This window comes from Desulfobulbus elongatus DSM 2908 (assembly GCF_000621145.1).
Classification (GTDB): Bacteria; Desulfobacterota; Desulfobulbia; order Desulfobulbales; family Desulfobulbaceae; genus Desulfobulbus; species Desulfobulbus elongatus.
Map to the genome: position 1 here is coordinate 1 of NZ_JHZB01000029.1, position 24,394 is coordinate 24,394.

At 60.1% G+C, this 24,394-nt stretch carries 14 protein-coding genes and 1 riboswitch; all 14 genes read right to left on the minus strand.

The genetic code is table 11. From position 1 onward, the window contains the following. Positions 1–237, minus strand: a 237-nt coding sequence (locus Q362_RS0113365; RefSeq protein ID WP_035216751.1) for a transposase family protein, incomplete at its 3' end; no start/stop codon positions are given. A gap of 71 nt (positions 238–308) precedes the next feature. Continuing rightward, positions 309–1,007 (minus strand): hypothetical protein, encoded by a 699-nt coding sequence (locus Q362_RS0113370; RefSeq protein ID WP_028319100.1) that lies wholly within the window; start codon positions 1,005–1,007, stop codon positions 309–311. Positions 1,008–1,031: 24 nt separating this feature from the next. Further along, positions 1,032–2,606: a putative porin gene (locus Q362_RS20670; protein ID WP_051554321.1), complete on the minus strand. Its 1,575-nt coding sequence runs from the start codon at positions 2,604–2,606 to the stop codon at positions 1,032–1,034. A 27-nt stretch (positions 2,607–2,633) separates the two neighbouring features. After that, positions 2,634–3,329 (minus strand): TonB family protein, encoded by a 696-nt coding sequence (locus Q362_RS20675; protein ID WP_084312709.1) that lies wholly within the window; start codon positions 3,327–3,329, stop codon positions 2,634–2,636. A gap of 26 nt (positions 3,330–3,355) precedes the next feature. Further along, on the minus strand, positions 3,356–3,766 hold the full coding sequence (locus Q362_RS0113385; RefSeq protein ID WP_028319101.1) for an ExbD/TolR family protein: 411 nt from the start codon (positions 3,764–3,766) through the stop codon (positions 3,356–3,358). After that, positions 3,763–5,586 carry a DUF2341 domain-containing protein gene (locus Q362_RS0113390; protein ID WP_035216753.1) on the minus strand — a complete coding sequence of 608 codons (1,824 nt, stop codon included), beginning with the start codon at positions 5,584–5,586 and terminating at the stop codon, positions 3,763–3,765. Before Q362_RS0113390 ends, Q362_RS0113385 begins: the two co-directional genes overlap by 4 nt. 35 nt (positions 5,587–5,621) lie before the next feature. Continuing rightward, positions 5,622–15,614, minus strand: coding sequence for a two-partner secretion domain-containing protein (locus Q362_RS0113395; protein ID WP_028319103.1), 9,993 nt, complete (start codon positions 15,612–15,614; stop codon positions 5,622–5,624). Between the two features lie 102 nt (positions 15,615–15,716). Further along, positions 15,717–15,793: riboswitch (cyclic di-GMP riboswitch) on the minus strand. A gap of 33 nt (positions 15,794–15,826) precedes the next feature. Then, the gene (locus Q362_RS0113400; protein ID WP_028319104.1) at positions 15,827–17,461 is read right to left on the minus strand and encodes a ShlB/FhaC/HecB family hemolysin secretion/activation protein; all 1,635 of its coding nucleotides are present in this window, start codon (positions 17,459–17,461) and stop codon (positions 15,827–15,829) included. Positions 17,462–17,509: 48 nt separating this feature from the next. Further along, positions 17,510–18,688, minus strand: a complete 1,179-nt coding sequence (locus Q362_RS0113405; RefSeq protein WP_028319105.1) for a thioredoxin family protein — start codon at positions 18,686–18,688, stop codon at positions 17,510–17,512. Between the two features lie 277 nt (positions 18,689–18,965). Beyond that, positions 18,966–20,300, minus strand: coding sequence for a substrate-binding domain-containing protein (locus Q362_RS0113410; RefSeq protein ID WP_028319106.1), 1,335 nt, complete (start codon positions 20,298–20,300; stop codon positions 18,966–18,968). Between the two features lie 80 nt (positions 20,301–20,380). Further along, entirely contained in the window at positions 20,381–21,142 is a 762-nt protein-coding gene (locus Q362_RS24295; RefSeq protein WP_028319107.1) for a VPLPA-CTERM sorting domain-containing protein, read from the minus strand. A 464-nt stretch (positions 21,143–21,606) separates the two neighbouring features. Continuing rightward, positions 21,607–22,854 (minus strand): glycosyltransferase family 4 protein, encoded by a 1,248-nt coding sequence (locus tag Q362_RS20680; RefSeq protein WP_245590229.1) that lies wholly within the window; start codon positions 22,852–22,854, stop codon positions 21,607–21,609. A gap of 652 nt (positions 22,855–23,506) precedes the next feature. Further along, positions 23,507–24,151, minus strand: coding sequence for a hypothetical protein (locus Q362_RS0113425; protein WP_157470123.1), 645 nt, complete (start codon positions 24,149–24,151; stop codon positions 23,507–23,509). A 29-nt stretch (positions 24,152–24,180) separates the two neighbouring features. Then, entirely contained in the window at positions 24,181–24,384 is a 204-nt protein-coding gene (locus Q362_RS0113430) for a hypothetical protein (protein WP_028319109.1), read from the minus strand. Between the last annotated feature and the right edge of the window lie 10 nt (positions 24,385–24,394).

The window sequence follows — 24,394 nt, forward strand, 5'->3', positions numbered from 1 at the left end:
CGACGCGGTAATGTAGCAATGGTGCTGAAAAAAATTGAGATGGCGCCAAGTCATCTCCTTAAAATCATGGGCGTGGCAGAGCTTCCCGCACTCAGGGCACGGGAAAAGCGTGCCGCGTTGAGCCGCTATCGTTAATCGAAGTTCGTGAGGACTCTTGGATGTGTCGAGCATTTGCCCGGTAATCTCCCAAGGCGCCAGCAGCCCAAGGCCTAACGCAATGATATCGTTGCCGTTCATGGTATCCCTCGTCATTTGGTGTGGCTTTGATCCCTATATACAGCAAATCCACACCAAATGACGAGGAGCCCTTATTTTTTAGGAAGTGTGTTCTCGTCGATCTTGTCTCGGTACTCCTGACACATCTTTTCCAACTCGACCTTCTTGAGTTGCGTGAAGGGCTCGATCTGTCCCAAGGCTCCAAAAATTCCCTTGTTTTCATATTGTTGCACCAGTTCCTCAGTCAGGACCGCAAACCGGGCGTTCTGCTCGACACAGCGCTTGCGCTGAAAGATTTCCTGTTTTAGCGAGGCGTCCAGGGTCTCCCGTTCATGGGTGAGTTGACTGATGTGCTGATTTTTTTCCGTGATGATTCTGGTGCTTTCCTCTTTGAGTTGCTCAAAGGAGGTTTGCAGTGCGCCATATCGTTGCTCGTGGCTGGCGACGGTCTCCTCGCAGTCCTTCTGCATGGCGGCCAGTTTTTGCTCATGCTCGGCCACCATGCCTTCCAGGTGTTGCTTTTCCTTTTCCATGGTGGCGAGGTTGGCTGCCATGGTCCGGGCGCGGCTTTCGACTTCCTGCGCTGCCCGGCGCATGGCATTGGCCACGGCCTTTTGTTCGTTGTATTTTTTCTGGAGCAGTTCCCCGCGGATGCCCAGAGCCTCCACTTGCTTGCGCAGACCTTTTCGTTCCGTGTCGAGGCGGTACAGACCATAGCCGCCGGCCGCGAAACCGAGAACGACCAGCCCGACCAGTGTTCTGCCAAGCCATTTTTTCGTTGTTGGACCCATGATGTGCCTTGCAACCGATCAATGCTAGAAACGGGTGTTGATATCGAGCTGGAAAGTGTCGACAGCGCTCGGCGGCCCCGAGATGGCATCTGAGCTGAGCCAGCGCGCCCGAAGCCACAGATTCTTACCCAGGCCGAGCTGGCCGCCCAGAATCCAACCCTTGGCATTGGTGCCACCCAGGTGGAAATCGGAGTCGGTATAGGCATCGAGTACTGCGTCTGCTTCCAGATACTTGTAGGCCAGGGACGTCTGCCAATCCCAGAGATTTTCCATCCTGGGGTGGCCGACGGTGAGCCCGACCATGTAGCCGGTGTCGTCTTCGGGAACGTTTTCACCGGTCAGAGCGCTCACCTCGGCGCTGTCAAAACCGATGTTCTGCACATAGTCGGCCAATACGATGACGTGGATGGGATCAAAGATGCCGATATCCACCTTGCCGGTGAGGTTGATCTCGTTGTAATCGGCGGCCAGAGCAAACAAGGTTGCATCGGAGTTGTATTGGTTGAGGTCAAAAACAACGTTACCCATCTGCTGATACAACGGCGCGGTATAGTCGTTCGGGCCTTCGCCGTCGAGGGTGTACGGGTTGCGTTGCCCCTGGACATTCTGATAATCGTAGTAGGCCGCCGCCAGTGTGTAGGTGATGTTCGAACGGCTATATTGCAGGCCTACCTGGCCGCCGAGCAGCCATTTGTCGCGGCTGGAAAAGTCTTCTTCTTGCAGGGGAAAGGCGCCCGCATTGACGAAGCCTTTCATCCTGGCATTGATCGGTATTGCTAGGTTGGCCGCCACGCCTTCGAAGTTGAGGTCGTCGTCCCAGACCAAGTCGGTGGATATGAAGGGATTGGGGAGACGGCCGCCCCAGAGGTCGAGTTTGCCGGGCAGGGCTGAGGCATCGGCGAGCGGGGTCCATTTCAGGTAGGCCAGGTCGAAGGTGACTGTGTCTTTGTTCATGTAATCGCCGAGGATATCGTTGGTGGAAACCGGATTCTTCTCGCTGCCGGTCGCCAGGCGGAGTCCAGCCTCGGTCTGGTCGTTCACCTGGGCGATGGCCGAAAGGCGGGCCCGATAAACCAGCCGGTCGCGGTCGATGTTCCGGTTGACCAATTGGGTAGGGTCGGCAGGGCTGAACGGTTGCGAGTTGTTGTCGTCGAAGAAATCGTCCTGATAACGCAGGCGGATATCGCCGCCGAAGCGGATGCGTTTGGACCAGTCGAGCGCCGAGGATGCCGAGGCTTCCCGCTTGACTTCCTTGGCGATAGCATCCTTCAGTTCCTCTCTGACTTGGCGGGCGACCTCTTCCTTGATGTCCTTGGTCACCGGGTCAGTGGTGGCCTTGGGATACCGCTGGCCTTTGGGCATGACGATGGTCACCGGTTTGGAACCTGTTGCCGGAGGCATTTGTCCGGCCTCGCTCTTGTGCCGTTCCAGGATCTGAGCGGCCTCATCGGCGGTGATGATGTTCTTGGCCTTGAGCAGGTTGATAATTTCCTCGGTGCTGTCCGCGTGGACGGCGGAGGGTGAGAGGCCGGCGAACAGGACCCCGGCCAGGGCGCACAGACCGATCCGGCCCATAGTATTTTTCTGGTCGAGCTTCATCGAATATTCCTTGTTGAATTAAACACATTACCCCTGCAACGAAACGGCGAACCGGAGCACCTTGGGCATGCCCGGAGGTGGGGGCTCGAAGGTGTTGGCCGACTGCACGGCCCTCTTGACCGCATCGTCGATCTTCTGGTTCCCCGAGGACCCCAGAATGGAGAATTTGGAGATCTTGCCGAACATGTCCACGGTCACCTCAAAAGAGACCTTCGCCCACTTCCCTGACGGAATGCCGCCTTCCCGCTGAATGATCTCGTTGGCGGCCTTTTGCAGATTGGTGCTGATCTGGCCGGCATACCAGCCGTACAGCGAGCCGCCGCCCCCCCTCGATCCGCCGATGAGATTGCTCCCCCCCCTTCTGGCCTGCAAGCCGAACGCATCGCCACCGACCCCGGCTTCCGCATCGAGGCCGAGATTGGCCGCGGGCGGAGGCTCCTGCGAGACAGGCTCGGGCTTCTCCAGCGGCATGTCCTTCGGCGCTTCCATTTTCTCCTCCACCTTTTCCGGTTCAGGAGGTTTTTCGATCTCCTTGGGCGGCGGTGGTGGTGGCGGAGGAGGGGTCAACAGCGTCACCGTCTGCATCTGTTTGCGCCGCCCGCCATCGTCACCACCGGGAAGAAGGATGACGACCAACACCACCGCAGCGAGGAGCACACAGGCGGCGCCACCGGTAATGAGGTGTATGGGTTTTATTTTCGATGTCCTTTTTTTCGCGGCCATACGTCTGCCTGCTCACGGCTGAGGCGTTATTTCACCAGGCGGCTGGTGACCAGGCCAAGCTGGTGGATTTCGAGGCGCTGGAGCAGATCCAGGACCGCGATGACCGAGTCGTACTGCACGGCGGCATCGCCCTTGACGATCACCGGCAGTTCCGGGTCGGCGGCCTTGTACTGGCGAAGCGTTGTTTCCAGCAGCTCAAGAGTGACGGGATAGGCATCGAGATAGAACGTACCGTCGGCCATGATGCTGATTGCCTTGGTATGGGGTTTTGCCAGGCTCGGCGTGTTGCCGGCCTTGGGCAGATTGACCTTGATGCCCTGGACCGAAGCGGTCACGGCGATCATGAACACCACCAGGAGCACCCACGCCAGATCGAGCATGGAAGTGACGTTGATTTCGTCGTAACTGTCGTGGTCGCTGTAAATGGAACGTCTCATCGTGCTTCTCCGTGGTCTCTGTCGACGCGCATGATGAATTCGTCGACGAAAATGCCGAGATCTGCGGTCTGATCCTTGATGCGGCCGCTCAGGTAGTTGTAGCCGAACAGCGAGGGGATGGCGACGCACAGGCCGCAGACGGTGGCCGCGAGGGCCGAGGCGACACCGGGGGCGATGGCCATGATGTTGGCATCGCCTGCAGCCGCCATGGCCGCGAAGGTGTTCATGACACCCCAGACCGTTCCTAACAGCCCGAGAAACGGCCCGCCTGAAATGGCCATGGGCAGGATCATGACCCAGCTTTGAAATTGCTTTGTTTCCTGGAGATAACTTCTTTCCAGCGATGCCTTGAAAAAGTCGATTTCCTTGGCCGTCAGCACGGGTTGCGCCTGATCACCCTTCTTGCGGAGCATCCCGGCGATGGTTTCGCAACCGGCGAGATAAATGCGGTAGAGCGGCGAATTGTCGAACGCATCCGCTTGCTCGTCACTGGGCGACTCGTCATTGGGCAGCAGTGTCTCCATCTCGGCGAATGCTTCCTTGAAGGCCCTGTTGTCCCGCTGACTCTGGTGGAGAAAGAAGGATTTGCTCACCAGGACAAGGAAGGCGGCCGAGCCCATGATCGTCAGCAGCCCGATGATCACCCAGCCGTCGAGGGTTATATTGGCGGTGATGGTGTCGAGATAGAAATCGTGGAACATGTTGCCGCCGCTGTCGCTCATCTCCGCGCCGTAGCCGACCAGCTTAGAGTCGATGCCCTGGGAGGAGTAGACGGCGGCGATCCAGGCCGGCGAACGGGGCACGGTGCTCAGTTCGATTTCGTCGAGGTCGGCGACCAGGTGGTGCCCCTCCAGTGGCGACGAACCGAAAAAGAGTTCGGTCGTGAGGGCGGGAAGCTGCGTCGGCAAAGCGACGCCGGCCGCCTCCCTGCCGTCGATAAACAGGCTGAGTCTGCCGCCGGCCTTGGCCGTCACCGCGAGATGATGCCAGCTGCCCAGGCTGAGCACCGCTTCGCCTTCGGTCTGCACTACCGTCTCTCCGCTGGTGATGCGGGCATAAGCCCTGTCGCCGTTGATGCCGACGACAATGCCTTTGTTTTCCTCGACCTGGGAAAACAGGAAGCCGTCCGAGCTTGGTTGGGCGAGCTTGATCCAAACCGACAGGGAGAAGCCGTCGGTCAGGTTGATCGCTGGCGTGGCCGGGATGACAATGCTGTCCTGGCCACCGAACAGCGAGATGCCGTTGCCGACCACCGAGGGCAGGGCTTGGCCGCCGGAAAAACGGGCGGCATGGCTCTTGTGCTGGCTGGCATCCTGGGGGTTGCCCTGGGTCTCGCCCAGGTGATAGACCAGCACCTGACCGTGGGCGAAAACGCCGAGCTTGTCTTGACCGTCCTTGGCCTTTTCGTTGCCGTAATAGAGGAAAATGCGGTTGTCGGCCGCATTGGCTCGAATCTCCGGCACCTTGACCCAGATGAGAGCGATTTCGTTGATCACGTCGAACGTGTCGATTTCATACTTCAGCGTGGTCTGGTCATCGGCGGCGACAAAACGGATGTCGCTGCCATCGGGCTTGACCTTCTTGAAATCGAAGTTGCCGGGATGCAGGCGGAGCAGGATGGGGATGTTGGCCACGGCCTCCTGAATGTCGGCACCTTGCGCCGTAGTGTTCAAATCGATCTGGCGGCGCAGGGGCCAGTCTTCATTCCACCAGGCATGCGCATTGGCGCACAAAAAGAGAACGCAGCACAGCGCCAGGCCCAGGACGCCAAACGGTTTACCAAACAAGCCGCTCATTCCAGGCAAACGAACAGATTCCATCGACACTTCCTCTTGTTGCAACTGAATTATGGTGTTTATTCCGACATCGATCCGGAGTCGTCTCCGAACCCTTCGAATCTGAAAACCAGCATCTTGACGGCGAGCGTCTCAGCCATCTTGTTCACCGTTTCCGCCAGTTGTTTGCCCCCCTCGACAACCTGCTGCCCGATGGACTGAGTCGCGGTCTGGGTGTCGGACACGGTGGTGGCCCCGGCGAGGGCGCCGATGGTCGGCCCGGCGTCGGCGGTCACCGGCACGCCGACCCCGGCCTCGGAGAAACTGATGTTTTCCGAGTTGAGAATCTTGGTGGCGGCCAGAGTGACGTTGGAGGCGGCGATTCCGGCTTCGCCGGCATCGATCACCCCTTCCCAGGCGATGAGCGTGGCTTTCCCCTGTCCGGGTGCGCGCAGCGGACCGGAACCGTCGGGATCGGCGGTAGCGGTGCGGATACCGCTGCCAGGGGCGGGCGCCTTGAATTTGTCGACCCGCTTGCCGCCTACCTCAATGGTGCTGTCGGCCGTGGCGCTCACTGCGGTGTTGGAGCCGCGGCCGGCATTGATGTCGCCGTGGTTGCCGAGCATGAAGATATCGCCGCCAAAAAAGGTGACCACGCGCGACTCGTTGACGTTGATGTCGCCTTCGGCAAAGACGTTGATGTCGCCACCACCCTCGGTCAGCAAGCCCAGCGAGGTGTCCTTCTGATCGCTGATGATCGTGGTTCCCACGTCGATCTGGCCGGCGGCCAGGATGTACAGGTCGTCCTGGCCGGACGTGGTCTTGATCACCGATTGGGTCATCCTGATATCGCCGCTGCCGCTCTGTTTGCCGGCAAGCAGGGGCTCGATCACTTCGATCAGCATTTTTTCTTTCAGTCGCGCCGCCTCGTTGGCATCGTCCTCGTCGCCGGTGGACATCAGTTCGCTAAACCGTTTTCCGTCCTGGGTGAGCGCTGTGAAAAAGGCGGCAAGTTCCTGTTCGTCCGGCGTCAGGGCGTAGCCGGCCAGCACGGCGATATCGGCGCCCTTGTACAGGCCGTATTCATCCTTGTCGCTGTCGTCGAAGAGGACGGTATTGCCCTGGCCAGTACCGGTTCTGGTGACATTGCCGGTGGACTGGATGCCGGCCGAGCTGCCGAGATCGATGGACTCACCAGCCCGGACCAGGAGAAAACCGTGGCCAGCCTGGTGGATGCCGAGTTGGCTGATTTCAATGTTGGTCCCCTCGTAGGGCTGCTGAATGAGATCGCGGGCGGCGCTGATCAGGGAAACGTCCGTGTCGAGGAGATTCTGCCCCCAATAGCTGATCTCGCGGATGTCGCGTTCGGCGGTGATCGTGGCCCGCATGGGAACCGAGATCGCCAGATGGGCGAGGTCCCGGCCCGCCGCGATGGTCACCGGGTTGGGGTTGTCCGTGTGGAGCGGGGTAGAGGTGGCATTGCCGAATTTCAGCAGACTCGCTGCATAGTTGGTGTCATTCAGGCTCGTCCCCTGATTGCCGTACACCAGGGCAGGATCGGCGGCCGACATGTACAGGTTGGTCATCTGATAGGCATTGCCGCTTGCACCCGCCGTGCCGTCGACATCGCGGCCCGCCACCAGACTCAGGTATCCTTCGGCCGAAGGCGCCAGGCAGAAATTGCTGACACTGCTCAGGCGGATGTCCCGCGCGGCAAGCAGGTTCAAGCTGCCCGGCAGGAGACGATGACGGAGATCTGAGTCGTCACTGACGAATTCATTCTCACCGCTGAACAGGACATCGCCCAGAACGGCATTGATGGTCACGCTGGAGTTAGGCGTGTAGGAGAGTTGCCAGATGTTGCCGAGTGTCGTCAGGGTTGGGTTGTTGATGGTGCCGAGGGCAACATTTCCCAAGGCCTGGATGGTCAGGCTGCCCGCGCCGAGTTCGATCAGGGTGTCCTTGGCTGTGCTCTCGGCAGTGTTGCCGAAATCGGCCAGCGAGGTCAGGTGGATATCGCCGTCGACCGCCAGAAAGCGGCCGTCCAGTGTGCCCTGGGCATATACGGTGACATCTCCCTTCTTGAACGCACCGATCTGGGCGGTGATGTCTTCGGCCTTGATGGCGATACTGCCGCCGGCCATGGTGACGACTCCAGAAGCGGTTTCATGACTAGGACCAGATGAGGAATGATAAATCCCTTCAACGCCGTAGTCCGCACCATAATGATAGGAACCGGTCGAGAAATCGTTATAGGCGTAGTCCCAGTCCCTTGACGTCGTGCTACCGATGATGTCGCCACCCGCGGTGAGGGTGATATCCCCACCATCCCGAAAGTCCCAAAACCGTTCCAAGGCAAGATAGTCAGCATAATCAGACCATCCGGGGTCATGCAGGTATGGATCCAATGCCTGGAGTTCTTCGCTCCGGAGTTCATCGAATCGTGGTGCCCGGCCAGTGGTGCGAATAGCGCTGTAATAGTCAATGCTGTTCCGCCGGTACGTAAGGATATCCACGTTGTTCTCTACCTGGAGGGTGATATCCGAAATCGCTGTCTGAATGACGCCGCCTTGGAGAACCAAGTTGTGGCCCGCATAGCCGGAGATGTCGCCGTCAAAGGAGGCCAGGTTAAATTTGGTGGCGGTACCGGGCATATAATTGTTGTTGTCACCTCCTGTATAAGCATAAATGGTGACGTCGTTGCCCGCGGCAAAGGCGATGTCGCCACTCTCCGTATAGATCAGCCTGCCACTGCTCGATGAGCCAATGGTGAAATTGCCGATACCATCGCCGACCGTGAGCAACCGGGCGCTGGCTGTATCCGCGCCGGCGATGAAGTTGAGATCCCAGGAATCACGGACTCCATCCGCTTCAGGAGCATAATAGGATCCACCGGTCCAGGTATACGATGAAGTAAGCGATGAAAGCGGCGCATCGATGATGTTTGATGTCACGCTCAGATTTCCCGCCGCCCGAAAGGTCAGCACGCCAGGGATGCCACCCGGCATCTGGGTCGTCAGCGATTGGAGGTTGTCCAGGCCCGATGAGATGGCCAGGTTGCCGTTGCTGCGGACCTCGATCTCGGGAACGAGATCAATGGTATCATAGCCCCACCGGGCCTGTAGGGTCGGCCAGGCGGCATTGATATCGTTTTTGTATTGGGTCACGTCCGTCGAGGTAATATTTGTGTCGGTATATACCCGAAATGCGCGGGCAACGACTTCATGTTCGGCGGTACCGCGAATCTCACCGTCCGGACGAAGTTCGTTGCGGCCGATGGCATCGCGCGAGGCACGGAAGGCAACCGTGCCGCCGGAGCCGGCAGCGCCGCCCGATACATCGATCAGCGAGCCGGCCTCGGTGACCACGCCGTTGTTCGCGCTGGCGAGGTAGACCGTGCCGCCTTCGCTTTCGTTGTCGCGGGCCCCGGCCAGGAGTCGGCCGGTAGACCGTAGATTGACCGCGTTGTTGGCTGCAATTTCGATGGCGCCGCCATCAGGCCCGGAGGCGTCGACGGTGCCGGCGATGTCTATGGTGCCCTGGTCGGCGGTAAGGATGAACCAGTCGGTGGCGACGGTGTCGTCCTGGGTGATGGTCACGTCGCCGGTGCGCGCCCGCAGCTCGACCAGTCGACTGAAACCGCCTGCGGCGATGGTGTCGGCTAGAGCACCGAAATCGGCGATGGCCTTGGTGTCGAGGCCGAACCGATCACCCCGGAGCGTCGTGGCGGCGAGGTTGACGCCGCCTTTGGTGGTGTCGGCGGCGGTGAGTACAATGGTGCCGCCCTCCTGGCCGGAGGATGCCGAGGTGTCGATGAAGGAGTTGGCGAGATCGATGGTGCCGCCGGCGGCTTCCATGGTCACCTGGCCACCGGCCAGGGAGAGGATATTGTCGTAGGTCGTGCCGCCGACAGTGACAGGAACGTTGAGCTGCCGGCCCTGGGTCAGGATTTCGGAGTTGGTCGCGGTGATGGCGCCGTTCGCCTGGAAGGTCATCTCGCCGCCCGGCATGTCGAACAGGACGTTCTGCAGCGAGATGTTCGCCCCCTTGAACGTCAAGGCGCCCGGCATGGCCATGGTGCCGCTGCCGATCTGGCCGTTGCCGGCCATGGTTAGGTTGCCGAGCTTCGCGTCGAGGGTGAAGTCGCTCAGGGACAGGTTTTCGCTGCCGTCGGTGTTGGTGGTGGCTGTCTGGGTCACGGCGGCAAGATAGCGGGAAGCGCTGAACGTCAATTGGTCGGAGGCGGCGAGGTCGGCGGTCAGCGTACCCTTGCCGTTGAAAATCGTTTCGCCGCTGCTTGCGAAATGAATGCCCGCGAAGGTGTCGAACCACACACCGCCCGAACCGAAAGCGATGGTTCCGGCCTGCAAGTTGATGCTATTGCCAGTGGTCGCACTGTTCTGGCTGGTTGCGCCGGCATCGTTCTGCAGGCGGAGCGTGCCGCCGGCATGGACGTTGACGGTGGCATGGGAGGCGGATTGGACGGTAATGCGGGCGCTGTCCAGGGTGAGGTCGCCCTTGGCGGTCAGATCGACGTTACCGAGGAAGGTGATGTCGTTCGTGCCGTTGAGGACGACCGTGTCGATGGCGCCGAAGCTGGCCTGCATGGCCGAGGAAAGGTAGGCGCCGCTGCCCCGTGATCCCGCATAGGCGTTGGGCTCCAGGTAGATATTTTGGCTGTTGAGTTGGAAGGTGCCGTGGTCAACTGCAAGCGAGCCGGCAAAGGTGTCGGCGGAGACACTGCCGACAGAGAGCGTCAGCATGTCCGAGGCGCGGAGCAGGCTGTCGCCCGCGCCGTACAGGGTACCGGTGGTGAGGGCCAGCGTCCCCGGCTGATCGGTCGTGGCCAGCGCCTCGATCCGGGCGCCCTGTTCCAGGGTGACGCGCTCACTTGCCAGGATGTCGACCTGGGCGACAGCCTGGATGGCGCTGCCGGCGCCGATGGTGACGGCCTTGGTGGTGCTGCCGCCGAGGGTGAGTTGCCGCAGCCCCCGGTTGCGGAGATTGTCCACGTCGAAAACCAAGTTGTAGTTTTCGGCTTCCTCGGTCAAAGAGGAGAAGAGCCCGACAAACAGCTCTTCCGCGCCCAGCGTCAGGCGGCCGCCGCTGTAGCCGGCCAGGGCGTCCCCGAGAATGGAGCCGGCCAGCACCGAGGAGCCCGCACCGGCGTTGATGGTGATCGTGCCGGCATCGCCGGCGATGGATTGGCTGGTGTCGAAGTTGCCCTCGGTCAGCACATCGCTGGCCGTGCGGATAATGTACCCTGTCCGGAGCGGCGAGCCATCGGCGATGGCCCGCTCGCTTTCGTAGCCGGCGATGATAGTGTATCCCACCTTGGTGGTCTGGGTCTCGCCGGGCAGCATGGCGGTACCGGTGGCCTCGATCACCAGGGCACCGGGCAGGAAGGCGTACTCGACGGGCAGCAGGGAATAGGTGCCGGCGGGCAGGCCGGCCGTCCCTTCCAGATAGATTGTCTTGCCGGGCAGGGTCACCGAATTGTCGGGCAGGATGACATAGCGGTTGGCCGTGCCCAGCGGATTGACGCTGCCGTCGAAACCGGGGAGAAACTGATAGGCGAAGATAGAGCCGCCGCCGCCCGCATCGATGACCGAACCGTCCTCCTGAGTGATTTCTCCGGCAGAGAGGCTCACCGCTTTGTCGGGGGCAGCGGTCACCGCGACCACGTCACCCATGTTTTCAGTATCCTTGCCGAGGTAACCGCCGGCCGTCCATTGCTTATCTGACAATGTGCCGAACAGGGTCATGGCCTCACCGCGGGTGGAGAGGATGCTGTCCGGATGCAGATGGATCGTGTTTTCCGCTGTCAGGATCAATTCCCCCATGGGAGCGGCCAGGACGCCGTAGTGTTCGATGTCGCCTGCCTGCAGCGTCAGGCGGCCGCCGGCTGAGTAGATGGCTTGGCGGGTGTTCTCGGCCGGCGCCTCGATGGTGAGTGTTCGGCCCTTGCCAGCGGCAATCTTCCCCTGGCTGTTGGTCAACCCCGCGCTGATGGTGAACGAAGTAGGATAGACGGTGTGGGTATTGTCCTGTTCGCTGATGGCATGATGCGTGGCCGGATAGATGGCCGCTGCCTGCAAGATCAGGTCGCCGGCCGTGCGCAAGGCGCCTGACCAGCCTTTCGAGCTGCTGTAATAATAATCGGACAGGCGCAGGTCGTGCGTGGTCCGCACAGCTGCCTGGTCGAAACCGGACAGGGCGACGTTGCCTCGGATATCGACGAAATCACCGCTGATGGCAAGCTGGGCCGTACCCTGGGCGATCGTGCCGAAGATTCGTTCGCTTTTGAAATCGCCGTCCGTTTCCTCCACTATGTTGGTCAATTGCACCCATGGTGCGGCGAGACGGATATCCTGGCCGCTGGTTCCGACCAGGGTGGAGGCGTTCAGACTCAGGCCCCGACCTGCGGAGATGGCAACGATCTCGTCGTTGTCACGGGTGGATTCGAGGAAGTCGATCTCCCGGCGGGACGAGAAGGTGAGGGCATCGAAGCCGTTGGCCAGCCAGTAATCCACGTTTTCTTCCTGCACCGTGAGTTTGGTATTGGTCGACTTGGCGATAGTCAGCGAGCCTCCCGGCAACCAGGAAAAGAGCGAGCGGCCGTAGAGTTGTCCGAGAGAACCGTTGTATTGCGGATCGCTGCCGCCTCGCAGGGCGCCGCCATAGGTGAGACTGACGCTGCCCGCCGCCGATGCGGTGGTGGCGGCGACAATTTTGCCCTGTTGGTCGAGCCTGCGATTGGTCACCGCCTCGGACCCGGAAACATCCACCGTGCTGCCCGGCTCGAGGACGATATTGTTGCTGGCCGACAGGGAGACGGTGCCGCCGGCGACGGTCCGCCAGTTGAGTCCCAGCCTGGTGATGGAATTGTCCCAATCGGGGAGGAGGGTGCCCGAGGCATCGACCGAGGCGGTCGGGGTGAGTTGCAGATTGCCGAGGTTTGCCGTGATGGAGATGTCGCCTCCCAGGGCGGTGAGGCTGCCGGCCAAGACGACGTTCTCGCCTGCGATGGTAATCGTTCCTTCAGCCGGCGCCACCGAAAGGTGCGTATCTTCTTCTATGGTGACGGTGCCGGTCGGGGCATCGACGGAGATGGTCTGCCCCGCCGCGAGGGTGAGAGAGCTGGCTCCGAACGTTTCCGGCAGGGCGGATTCCAGACCGTTGCCGTCCAGCCGGTAGCCGGTGGCCGTCCATTGGGGCTCGGCGAGCCGGGCGTCAGAAGGGGCGAGATGGACGCCCTCCTTGATCAGGAGATCGCCCGCGCTTTTGAGGGCGATATGGGTGAAACCGCTGGCGGTGAACCGGTCGTCGGCCAAGACTAGATGGCCCCGCAGTTCTTCCGGCAGTCTGGCTTTTTCCTGGTCATCGTCGGAATATTCGTCGGTAAACGGTACGAAGTCGGATGGCAGGAGGTAGAGGACTGTGCTCGCATCGGCAACGGTTGCCTCGTCGGCCCCGGCAGGGGCTACCTCGTCAGTCTCCGTCTCGGTTCCCTTGTCCATCTCCGCATAGGCATAGGTCACCGTGTCGGCATCGACAACGGTGACCTCGTCGGCATGGATCGATAGGGTGCCGCCCTCGTATCCAGCCAGGGCGAGGCCGGTCAGGGTACCGCCGGGCAGCACGGTGTTGCCTTTCAGGAAAATGCTGCCCGCATCGCCTCCGGAAAGCGAATGGTCGCTGTTGATGAGAAAGCCACCGCTGACGTCGATGGAGCTGCCCTCGGCAAGGATGACATCGCCATCGTCCTCACCGTTGTCGTCGATGAGTTCCACCGAACCGCCCTGAGTGAAGCCGAACAGGGGGGCCTCGCCGCTGGAAGCGGCGTTTGAGTTGTCCAGCCGCTGGCCGCTGACATCGATGAGGCTGCCGCTGGCAAGATAGATGCGATCGTCCAGGTTCGGCACCGTGGTAGTGCTGTTTGTTTCTATAGCCTTGAGCGACATCGAGACCGTGCCCGCAGGGATGCGGACGCTGCCTCGGAAATCGATTTGCTGTGTGGCGAAATCAATTTTTCCCAGCTCGGCCAGGGTCAGATCAGCGTCTTCTGCCACGGTGATGCGCTGGTTCGGGTAGAGTGTGAGAGTGCCGATGCCGGCGGTGCTGACGGCGGTGGCAGAGAGTTCGCTCACCCGGAGGGTGGCGTCATAATCCGGCAGACTGTCCTCGAAGGTGGTCGAAACCGGCACGACCTCGTTCGTGATGGCCACGGCGTCTGCGGAACGGTTCTGCAGCAGATTGCCGGTGCCGCCGACCTCGCCAATCTGCAAGGTTCCGGCCTTCGGGACTCGCCTGCCTATGGTTTTCAGATTGCCGTTTGCGTCCAGATCCTCACTCAGCAGGGTCTGGTAGATGCCCCGCACCACGGCGGCATTCATGGCGCCGTCGAGCACGATCTTCCGGCCGTTGAGTACGAGGCTGCCAGCGTCCGAACCTTGGATGAAGCGGGAGAGAAAGCTGAGGTAGGGCGAAGAACCACCGTAATAATGGCCGTCCCAGGTGTCGGTGACGCCGTAACGTTCGTGCTTGTGCGAGTAGGAACCCAGCACTTCGTCGATGGGTACCCCAGCGGGTATGTCCTGCAGGTCGTATATCTTGTTGCCGATGCGGACCTTGGTGGCGGCGACCAAGCCGTCGCCATAGATGATCCCGCCGCCGGAGAAGTCCAGAAGCGCGCCCTGCTTGACGATGACCTCACCGTTTTCGCCCGTTGCCCGGAGTCTGATGGAACCGCCTTTTGAGGACAGTTCGGCGGCCGATCTGGCGATGGAGTCGAGGTAGCCGGAAATATCGGCGATCTCGAGGCCGGTCACGATGTCGACCTGCACCTTTTCTCCCTTGAGTGGACCGTCTTTGTACACAAAGGCGTCCCGGAGTTCCTCGCTGTTGAGCTGTACCACCACGGTCCGGTCCTCGGCGGTCAGTTCCACCCAGAGACCGCTGACATCGATGGAGCTATCTGTCTCGAGATAGATTCGGTCCTTGGCCTCGACGATGACCGTACCTGCCGACGCCCTGATGGTGCCGTAATGCTCTATGGAGCCGTCCGGGGCTTTGATCGTGATCTTGCTTGTTTTGACCTCATCGACGATCTTGCGTTCGCCCGAGGTGGTGATCGGGGTTTCGGTAACGCTCGTTGCTCCGGTCCGCACCTTTTTCGAGCCCACCAGTTCGATGCGACCGTTTTTTTCCAGGGCGGTGGTGGCGCGAATCAACCCTTCCTGGTTGACCACCTTGCCGTACATACCGGTCCAACCTTTGTCGGTGATAATTTTCCCATCGGCAAAGTTCGTCGCTGTGCCGGAGGTGGCGCCGGCGGTGGCCTGGATATTGAACTCGCCCGATTCGTATTGGGATATGGTCACCCGGTCGCCGGCGAACAGGCCGACATGCCCGGAGTCGGCGACAATGGTGCCGTTGTTTTCCACCTGCGGTCCGATGAGAAAGACCGAGCCCAGATTGCCGGCGGTGATTGTGCCGTGATTGGCCACCGTGGCGTCGTCGGCATAGGGGGCATTGTAGGAGTAGGTTTCCGTGCCGCCTTGGGCAAAGGTGGGGAGCGTGAGAAAATCTTCGTCCTTGATGTTCAGGGCCGACGCGGTCAGGCTGTGAACGTTGACCTGCGAGCCCGGCCCGAACAGGATGCCGTTCTGGTTGAGGATGTAAACCTGGCCGTTGGCCGTGAGGTTGCCGTAGATCTGGCTGGGGGTGTTGCCGGTGACCCGGTTGAGCGCCTTGGCGCTGGTATCCGGCTGCTCGAAGCGGACCGAGGCCTCGCTGCCGATATCGAACGAACCCCAATGGATGACCGCCCTGGGCTTATCTTGGTGCACGGTCATGTCGTTGCCCGAGGTTTCGATGCCGCTGATGCCGCTGACCACCGTGGGATTCGTGGGCAGGGCAGTGGCGGTGGGCGGCAGAATGGACGCGACATTGCCGTAATAGCCCGGGATATACGCTCCGGCATGCAGTATCGATGGTGCGCAACAACCCAGGAGTACCTGGATGCCCAGAATCTCCCATTGCCTGGTCAAGCTCGGAAATATCTTTCTCATCGCCGTTCTCCCCCTCAGGTGTGGCAGGCGTCACCGGCTCGCATCATGCGATGGACGCCTGATTGTTGTCTTTTCCATGCCGGAAAAGAGATCGTTCACACACGAGGCAACCCAGCCACCCGGAGGTCGGGTCTGTGGCTTTCCGTCACCAGGTTGCCCTGGTTTTGGCTTTATGCTCTGCTGTCGTTTGTGCGGGATCCGCGCCAAACGCGTTAAAATTTTGCCTTTACCCTGAAATAGATGGTCATATCGCCCGCATCGACCTCTTCCCTCTGCCGTAGAGACCAGGCCACGTCGGTTTCATACTCCAGATACCCGGTGGCCGAGCCCCGCAGGCCGAAACCGGCCCCCTGCAGGTTGATGTTGCCATCCTGGCTGGCCAGAGGATCGATGACCGACAGGCAGGCCATGTCGTAGAAAGCAAAGGGCTGCGCCGCCAACGGGATGGACGCCAGCAAGGGAACCAGCGCCCCCAGGTCGGGTCCGCGGAGTTCCACCGTGGAATGGATGGCGTCGTCGCCGGCGCTGGAGCTTTCCTTGTAGCCCCGCACGCTCTCCATGCCGCCGGTGGTGTACTGCTCGTTGGAGATCAGCGGCTGGTCGGCGAGCTGGCCATCGACCTTGACGAACAGGCTGGTGTCCCAGGGTAGCTTATGCTCGTGTTCCACTCCGGCGGTAAGATAAATATAGTCGGCCCTGGCGCGGTAGCGTTTCACCTCGAATTCCCGCTGGTCGGATACCAGGTCGCGAAAAGCCGTATTCAGCCCGGCGCTGAACCGGGTCGAACTTTCCTTGCCGGAAAGCATGCCGTTGTAGGCGCAGGTGAAGGGCAGGTAGGTGATCGGCGTTTTCAGGTTTTCGTCGAAGAAGGTGGCCGTTTCGTTGAAATCCTTGTAGTCGAAGCCGGCCGAGATGTTGTGGACGAACTCCTCGTACGGCGCCAGGGGCAGGATATAGCGGGCGCCGAAGATGTAGCCCGAGCCCACCATCTGGAAACCCTCGCCGAAGGCGGTGTTGCTGTCCGACCAGACGGAAAAGAAGGCCAGGCGGTGGTCGTCGTGCCAGGGGGTGGGTAGGACATAGGAACCGGCGATTACCTGCACTTCATCGGTGTCCTGAGGCGAAGTCTGGTACTGCACCGAGACGGAATGTTCCTTTTGCCACAGGTTGTCGTAGCGGAGCACGGCATTGAGTCGCAGGTCGGTAGTGTCGTTGGAGTTGCGGTTGTTCAGTTCCAGACTACCGTGCAGCGGCATGCTGTCCTCGATCTTCAGTTCCACGTCTACGGTACCGAACTCCTTGCCCGGCACCAGCAGCGGCTCGACCCGCAGATCCTGGCTGCGGTTGGCCAGCATCAGTTCCTCCTGCAGATGGGGTAGGTTCAGGACCTCGCCTTCACGCAGGGTGGGCATGTCCGAGAGGATGTTTTCCATGGTGAAATAGTTGTTGCCGGTCACCCGGACCCGTCGGATGGTGCTTTCGATGACCTCGAGGCGAACCATGCCGTCCTCCATGGTCTGCTCGGGGATGTTGACCAACACGGTGGGATAGCCCTGTTTGTGGTAGGTCTGTTCCAGCGATGCCCGTGCCTTTTCGATATCGTCAACGGTCTTGTCCGGCCCGATGAAGCCCTCCAGTTCGGTCTGGATGGTCGGTATGTCCTTGAAGGGCGAGTGCGGGCCGTCGTCCACCGGCCTATCGGGCAGGAGCGTGTTGCCCTCGACGATGAATCCCTGGATCTCGAACTGCATCGCCGGTTCATCGTCGGCCATCGTCGGCAGGGGCACACTGAACAGTGACGAGCCGAAGACCAGCGCGGACAAGAGCAGGGCGACTTTCTCCGGCATGGTCGGCATCGTCGGCATACGGAAAAAACGGTGGTTCATGGCGCCTGCTCACCCTTTGGTGCGTTTGGCGAGCACTTGGTCGAGTCTGTAGGCCAGCGTCGGCAGATCGTGCAGACCCGGAAGCAGATCGAGTTCCCCGCCCATGCCGTTGAGGACCACAATCAGGGGATATTCCCGCTGCTTGAACCGGTCGGCATACTCGGGATGCTGGGTGCCGCTGGCTTTTATCCAGATGAACTGCTCCCGCCAGCGGTCGAGGGCAGGGTCCGGAAAGGTCCGGTTCAGCATCTGTTCGCAGGTGGGGCACTCGTCGGCATAGAGGAAAAGGACCGCCGGTTTGCCCTGCTGCCGTGCTTGTTCCAGTCCCCGGTCGAAATCGTCGACCCAGTTGACCGGCGATTGCTTTGCCTGCCGGTCCGGAACATACGACCGCGGTGTCACCTCGCAGAACAGGGTCTCCCCGGCGAACGATTGCGCGAAGTCGATAACGAACTGATCCTTTTCAACCGACGAAACCCGGCCGGGCAGTCCACCGATGCGCGGCACGAGCTGATCAGGCCGGACATCCACTGTCACCTCGAAGGTGTCGGCATCCTTCTCCTTCGCAACGCCTGTCCCCCATGCCAAGGGCATGTGCGCCTCGGCACGGACCGAGTAGTAGATGATGACGAACTCGTTGTTCACTCCTCGGACGACCCCCGGATAGTCGCTGTCCTCGCCCACTTTGGTGCCGGGTGTTTGGGGCGTTTGGCCGTAACGGGCCTCGAATTCCTGCACGGGCATCTCCCGCATGCGCGGCAGGGTGAAGTTCGTGGCCATGCGCAGATACCGATCACGGGGAGGAAAGTTTTCGATCTGTGCGCTTTGCAGATGCAGCGGCGTTGTCCGATCAAGAGGAAGTTCGGTGATCCGGTTGGCGATGGCTGCGCCAATTTTTTGCTCGAGTGGATCGAAGGGCTTGCTTTGCGGACCGGCCGATTGCTCCGACACCTGGAAGGAGAAGGGGCGGTAGCTGTCGCGCAGGGAAAAGATCGGCGATCTGGCCAGGGTGTCGTTGCCGGCCACGTGGGCCAAGGTCGTTTCGACCAAACCGCCATCGGCAAGGCGGCAGGTATAGTCTGCCTCGACCCGGTCGCCGGGCTTGGCGAAACGAGGAGGCTCCGAACAGCCGCAGAGGAGGAGCAGCATCAGGGGAAAGAGGACATGAGCGGGATGCCTGACGATCATTGTGCAGTCCTTGTAATCCTTGTGGGAGAAGTGCGTAACTTGTTCATTATCCTGGCTTGTTGCGAGGGTAGAATTGTACCGGTGAATTGTTCCACCGGAGGCAGGATTTGATTAGATAACCATTAGAATGCGATTCTTCGGTAAAATCGTGAAATCTTGCAAAGATGAACACAATGTCCGGATGAAGGGAGGGCATCCGGACGGAAGAAATGAGAAGGGGGAGAATCTCGATCGAGATTCTCCCCAGCAAGAAAAAAATCAGAGGGACACGCCCGGGTTAGAAATGCGGAACGGAACTGTCATCTTCCTTGGTGACATTGACTTCATTGGCAGTCATCCAGTAACAGCCCAGGCCGGGGCAGGGCAGCTCGGTGGACGAGGCGTAAGCCATCATTTTGTCGTACAGGTTGACCGTTGCCGCGTTTTCCTGGTCGGCCTTGATGTACATCCACTGGGCGGACCAGAACTCGTAGCTGCCGTTGATGATTTCGTTCTTCAGGGCCGAATAGCCATAGGTGGCCAGGTTGGTCGGAGTCATGCCCTCGCCCTTACCGTTGTACTTCAGACGCTTAACGTTGGGGTAATCGGTGTTGTTTTCCGAACCGTCGGCATTGTAGGTCTTCGCAATGGCGTCGGCGTCGGCATAGCCGATGGCCGCCGCGTTGCTGGTGGTGTAGTTGGTGCTGTTGCCGTTCTGATTCACGCATTTCATCATGTCACCAGAGGACTCGTGGAACATGATGCCTGCCCTGGGAAGCGTTGGCGGCACATTGGCAGCCTGATTTTTAGGTAAGCTCTTGTCTCCGCGCAGAATGGCCTTATCTAGGGTGGCATGGGTGCCGGAACCGGCGTGGCGCATGCACAGCACCACCTTTTTGTTCGGGTAACCCGGACCGAATTGGCTCCACTTGTTGATGCCACCGCTCATGACCAGCAGAAGCTGCTGGCGGGTGAGATTGTCGATGTTATCGAGGGCATTGTTGGCGAAGAAGGCGAACGGCACGACGATGGGTCGTTCGGCGGTGCCGATTTGATCCAGGCCGGGAATGGTCACCGGATCGAGTACCTCGTCGAACGAGGTACTATCATAGGTGCCGTTCTTGTTGCCGTGGCTTTCCTGGGTGAAGGCCTCGGAAGCCACGTCTGAGGCGCCGACATGGACATCCAGGCAGGCAGTGGTGAAGGTCCCTGCCACCTTATCGTAATGGGCTTGCTTGCGCAGACCATCGTTGGCCGGGTTGCCGGTGATACAGGTATCGTTCTCCTGCGGGTCCTTGTTCATGACCGCACGGGGACCTTCGACCGACTTGTTGGAGGTGTAGCGGATGTAGACGTCGTCGCCGCCGTTGCCGGCGCAGTCGAAGCCCACGGTAATGCCCAGTTTCTCGCTTCCACCTGCGGACTTGGGGTCGGCGTAACCCTTGACGGAGTCGGTGCAGCCCATGCCGCCGTCGGCCACGGCGGCCTCGAGAAAGGTCTCGGCATAGGTGTTCCAGAATTTACCCTGGGCGGAAGCGCCGTAAATGTTCATGTTCAGATCTGCGGCGGAAGCAGCAGTGGCCAAAGCGACAACGGATGCACCGAGGGCGGCGGCTTTCAGTACTTTTTTCATGGTCCCTCCTTGGGGATAAATGATACGAGCGTGTATTCACCCCGCAGAGCGGGGTGAATGGTTGTGTTCAATCGACTGCATCAGCCGTTGAATCTCCGACGCAGGCCGGCCAGACCGATCAGGCCGGAACCGAGCAGCCAGGCGGCGCCGGGAACCGGCACCTCGCTGCCGGAGGTGGCGTTCGGATTGAGGATGACCTGGCCATCGGCGGTCAGGCGGAAAACAGCCTTGATGCCGCCATCTTGCACGATGTCCCAGGTGTCCATGTCGGTGGTGAATTGGTAGAGGTACAGATCCACGTAGTCAGCGGTGAGGGGAAATTCCGCTTCATAGTTCGTACCGTTGTGCAAGCCAGCGTAATTGGCAGGAGCAAGATTAAATAAAGTAGCATAACTAGACCAATGAGTAGCGGCTAACGTGGTGATCCCGTCGCTGTTGGTATCGAGTCTACCGTATGCGCCTCGAATAGCCATTTCGTTATCCCAGAAGGAAACCGCGTTGGTATAAGTCGAAGAGATTTTAGCGGTTCCGGTGGCGTTGGTGATTCCGAAGTAACCTGAGAAAAGGTTGTTCGGTTCGTCGCTGACATCAGTCCAGAGGCCGATGCCGGAGGTGTATTTGTTGAAATTCCAGCCGTCGAAGCTCAGTCCCGAGGCCAGGACCACGTTCTGGGAGGACAGATCCATGGTGGTGATGTTGCCCAGATCGATACCCATTTCCTGATTGGAAGCCGTGTCATAAATGGACATGACCAGATGATTGGTTTCGAAAGATGCCAGAGCCTGAGAGGCGGTGCCCATCATGAGCAGACCTGCGATACCTGCTGCAATTCCCTTTTTCATTGTTTTTTCTCCGTTTTTTGTGTTTTTTACTTGGTCGCTCGTTGCGACGCGTATGCAAACATTTGTGGTTGAAGTTGAATGTGGTTGGACTACGTTCCCTCCTTAGACGACAGATTCTCCCTCGTGAGCCACCTCCTGTTTCTTGCTTCTCTCTCGGTTTTCACTGTCCGGTGAAAACCCCCTCCTTCAATAAAAAAAGCCCGGATCGACGGATGAACAACGTGCCGTCTGATCCGGGCTTTCTGGTGCTGCATCGGTGATGAAGCCAGCAAAGTACCCTGGGTGCGGTGTATGGCGCGAGACGCGGTTTTTCAATTGGTGCGCTGATCCGGCTCTTGCCCTTTCGCGTTTTCACTGTACACGGTGTTTTTTAGGTTCCCGTTAACGCTCGGCCAAATTTCAGCTTGGAAATTGTTTTACAATTGTGTCGGCCCGCTCCGACGGGAAAACGGAGCGGCCTGGCGTCACGTTTCTATCGGGCGTTGTTCAAAGCCGCCCTCGGACCCGGCCGCGAGGCGTGCCGCCGGGGCGCCGCCGCGCCTGGAGAAGCGCGCCCATGCGATGTCGTGTTCCGGCCCGGCCAGGGCCTGTTCATAGACGGCAACGGTCTGGCCGGCAATGGTCGACCAGTTGTACTGCTGTTCGATCCGCTTGCGGAACAGGATCTTTTCCTCTGCCGGTATGCCGGCCTTGGCAAAGGCGCGCAGTTTTGCCGTCAATTCCATCGTGTTGCCGGGTTGAACGTACCGCGAGGCGGGCAGGTCGATTTCCCTGTTGGCGGGGATGTCGGACACCAGCACCGGCAAGCCGTAGCTCATCGCCTCCAGCAGAGCGATGGGCAGTCCTTCGTGGTAGGACGGCAGGACGAACAGGGCGGCATGGGAATACAGTTGGTGCAGCGGTTCGCCGGTGAGATAACCGGTCAGGACGATTCGGCTGTCCCGGCCGGCACGGAGCCGCAGCTCCCTGCTGTAGTCGGTCTGATGGTCGGCGTCGCCGGCGATGACCAGGCGGATGTCGCCCTCCAGCGCCGCGAACGCCTCGACAAGGTCGTGCAGGCCCTTTTCCGGCACGAACCGGGCCACGGCGAGGATATAGGAACCGGGCTCGATGCCGAGCCGTTCCAGGTGATCGGTGGCGTTCGGCGGCTGCGGCAGGGAAACGCCGTTTCGGATCAGATGAACCGGGCGGCCGCATCGGGCGGTGACGATATTGGCGATCACCCTGGAAATGACGATGACCTCGTTGGCGAACCGGCCGCCGGAATATTCCCCGAGGCGGAGCATGGTCTTGGCCATTCGGCCCCATTTACGCCGCTCATAGTCCGGTCCGTGATGGGTGACCACGACCCGGAGGCCGAGCAGCCGGGCGAGCGGCACCATCAGGGCCGGGCCAATGGCATGGATGTGGACCAGGTCCGGCCGGATCCGCCGCGCCTTGAGGATGGTGGCGAAGGTATGCACGATCGCCTCCAGGCTTTTGCGCCGGGGGCAGGCGGTGTGCACCAGCCGCACCCCGCGCCATTTCGGCTGGGGCCGGGTGACATAGGGTTGCCGGGTCGCCAGAAACACCTCGTGGCCCATGGCCGCAATCCGGGGATACAGCTCCTGGCAATGTTTTTCCACTCCGCCGGGGATATCCGGAATGCCCCGTGTGCCGGTCACGAAGATCTTCATGGCCGCGTGCAGGGCGAAAAGAGTGGCGTGCTCCATCCCTTTTTCATCGATTCTTCTCCGTTGTTTGTGTGCCCGTTCCCTCGGTTGCACCTTGCGGTGCACATGCAGGCATCGGATGGCATGCGGTTGCACGGCGTTCCCCAGGACGACAACCTGCTCCGGTTCCCGACATCGGCGGGAATTCCCTCGTGCAACAAAAAAAGCCCGGACCAGACGAAGCTATGCATCCGTCGAATCCGGGCTTTCTGGTGCTGCATCGATGATGAAGCCAGCAAAGTACCCTTGTGCAGTGGGGGCCGGGAGTCCGGTCCGCGGTCAGCGTTCTGACCGTTTCTGCCTGTGTGCGCCCGCAGTGTACAGGTTGTTTTTTAGTTTCCCGTTAACGCTTGGCCAGATTTCGGCTCGGAAATTGTTTTACACTCGTGAAGGTCCGACCCGACGGGAAGACAGGGCGGCATCATCGCTCCTGGTTTTTTCTTGTCGCGTGCGGCCCGCCCTGGCTGGGCGAGGGCGGCCGGCACCGGTTTTCGTCCATTTTCACATCGACAAAAGCATGCCTCGCTCAGCGAATGCCGGCAGGGGCTCGTGTCGTTTCGAGGAGCGATGCTGTAAAGAATCTCGCCGCAATTACGAGATTTATCCGCGGCGCACGCGTCGAGATATTCCTGCCTGAGCAGTGGACATGGAATTACTGGGTCAGGTTGGCCAGCCGTTCCTCATAGCTGGCGAGCAGCTTGCGATCGTCCTGAACGAACTCCGGTGATTTGGTCTTGACGGCGATGGCATACATCCGGTCCGAAGCACCGCTGGCGATCCGCTCCCTGAGCACCTCGATCTGCTGGCGGAAATAATCGGCCTGCTCTTCCTTCTCGTCCCGGACCGGCAAGGGGGCTTCGTCCGGAACGGAACTGGCCAGCAGGGAAGAATCGGCAGAGGAGGAGACACTTGCCCGCGAGGCGACCAGCCCGGTGTTTTCCCTGGCTTCGTTGTAGACGACGAGATAATTGCAGCCCTTGAGCAGGTCTGCCAGCACTTGCTCGACCTTCTGATCGGTAACGTCGACATCGGCCAGTATCGCGATTTTTTCCGCGGATGGCGTGAAGATCCGTAAATTGCAGTTTTTGGCGATGGCGTCGAGCACCTGCTGCAAGGGGACCGATCTGGCCTTGACGGTGAGTCGTCCGTCATGCCAGGAAACAAGCGGATTCACCTGGTCGGGGGCCGGAGTCTTGTGGACGGTTGCCATTGCCTGGCCGTGGCAGGCGAGCAGCAGCAGACAAGCGGCCAGGCAACGCTTCGCCCTTCTTGGGAAAGTGAATCGCTTGTCGTGCATGATCGTTGGCATGGAAAGGGGAAAAGGTTTCAGTCGCGGAGGACTTCTTCGTATTTTTCGATCTTGCAGATATGACCCTTGTTGAAATTCACCTTGATGTGGCCGGTCAGGCCCATTTTCCTGATTTCCTCGATATAGGCGCAAAGACGCAGAAACTTGTCGTGCTGCGTTTCTTTTTTGGACCGCTGGCTGCGTTCTTCCTGGCCCGGTGTGTCACGAGTTTTCGTTTTCACTGTATTTCCT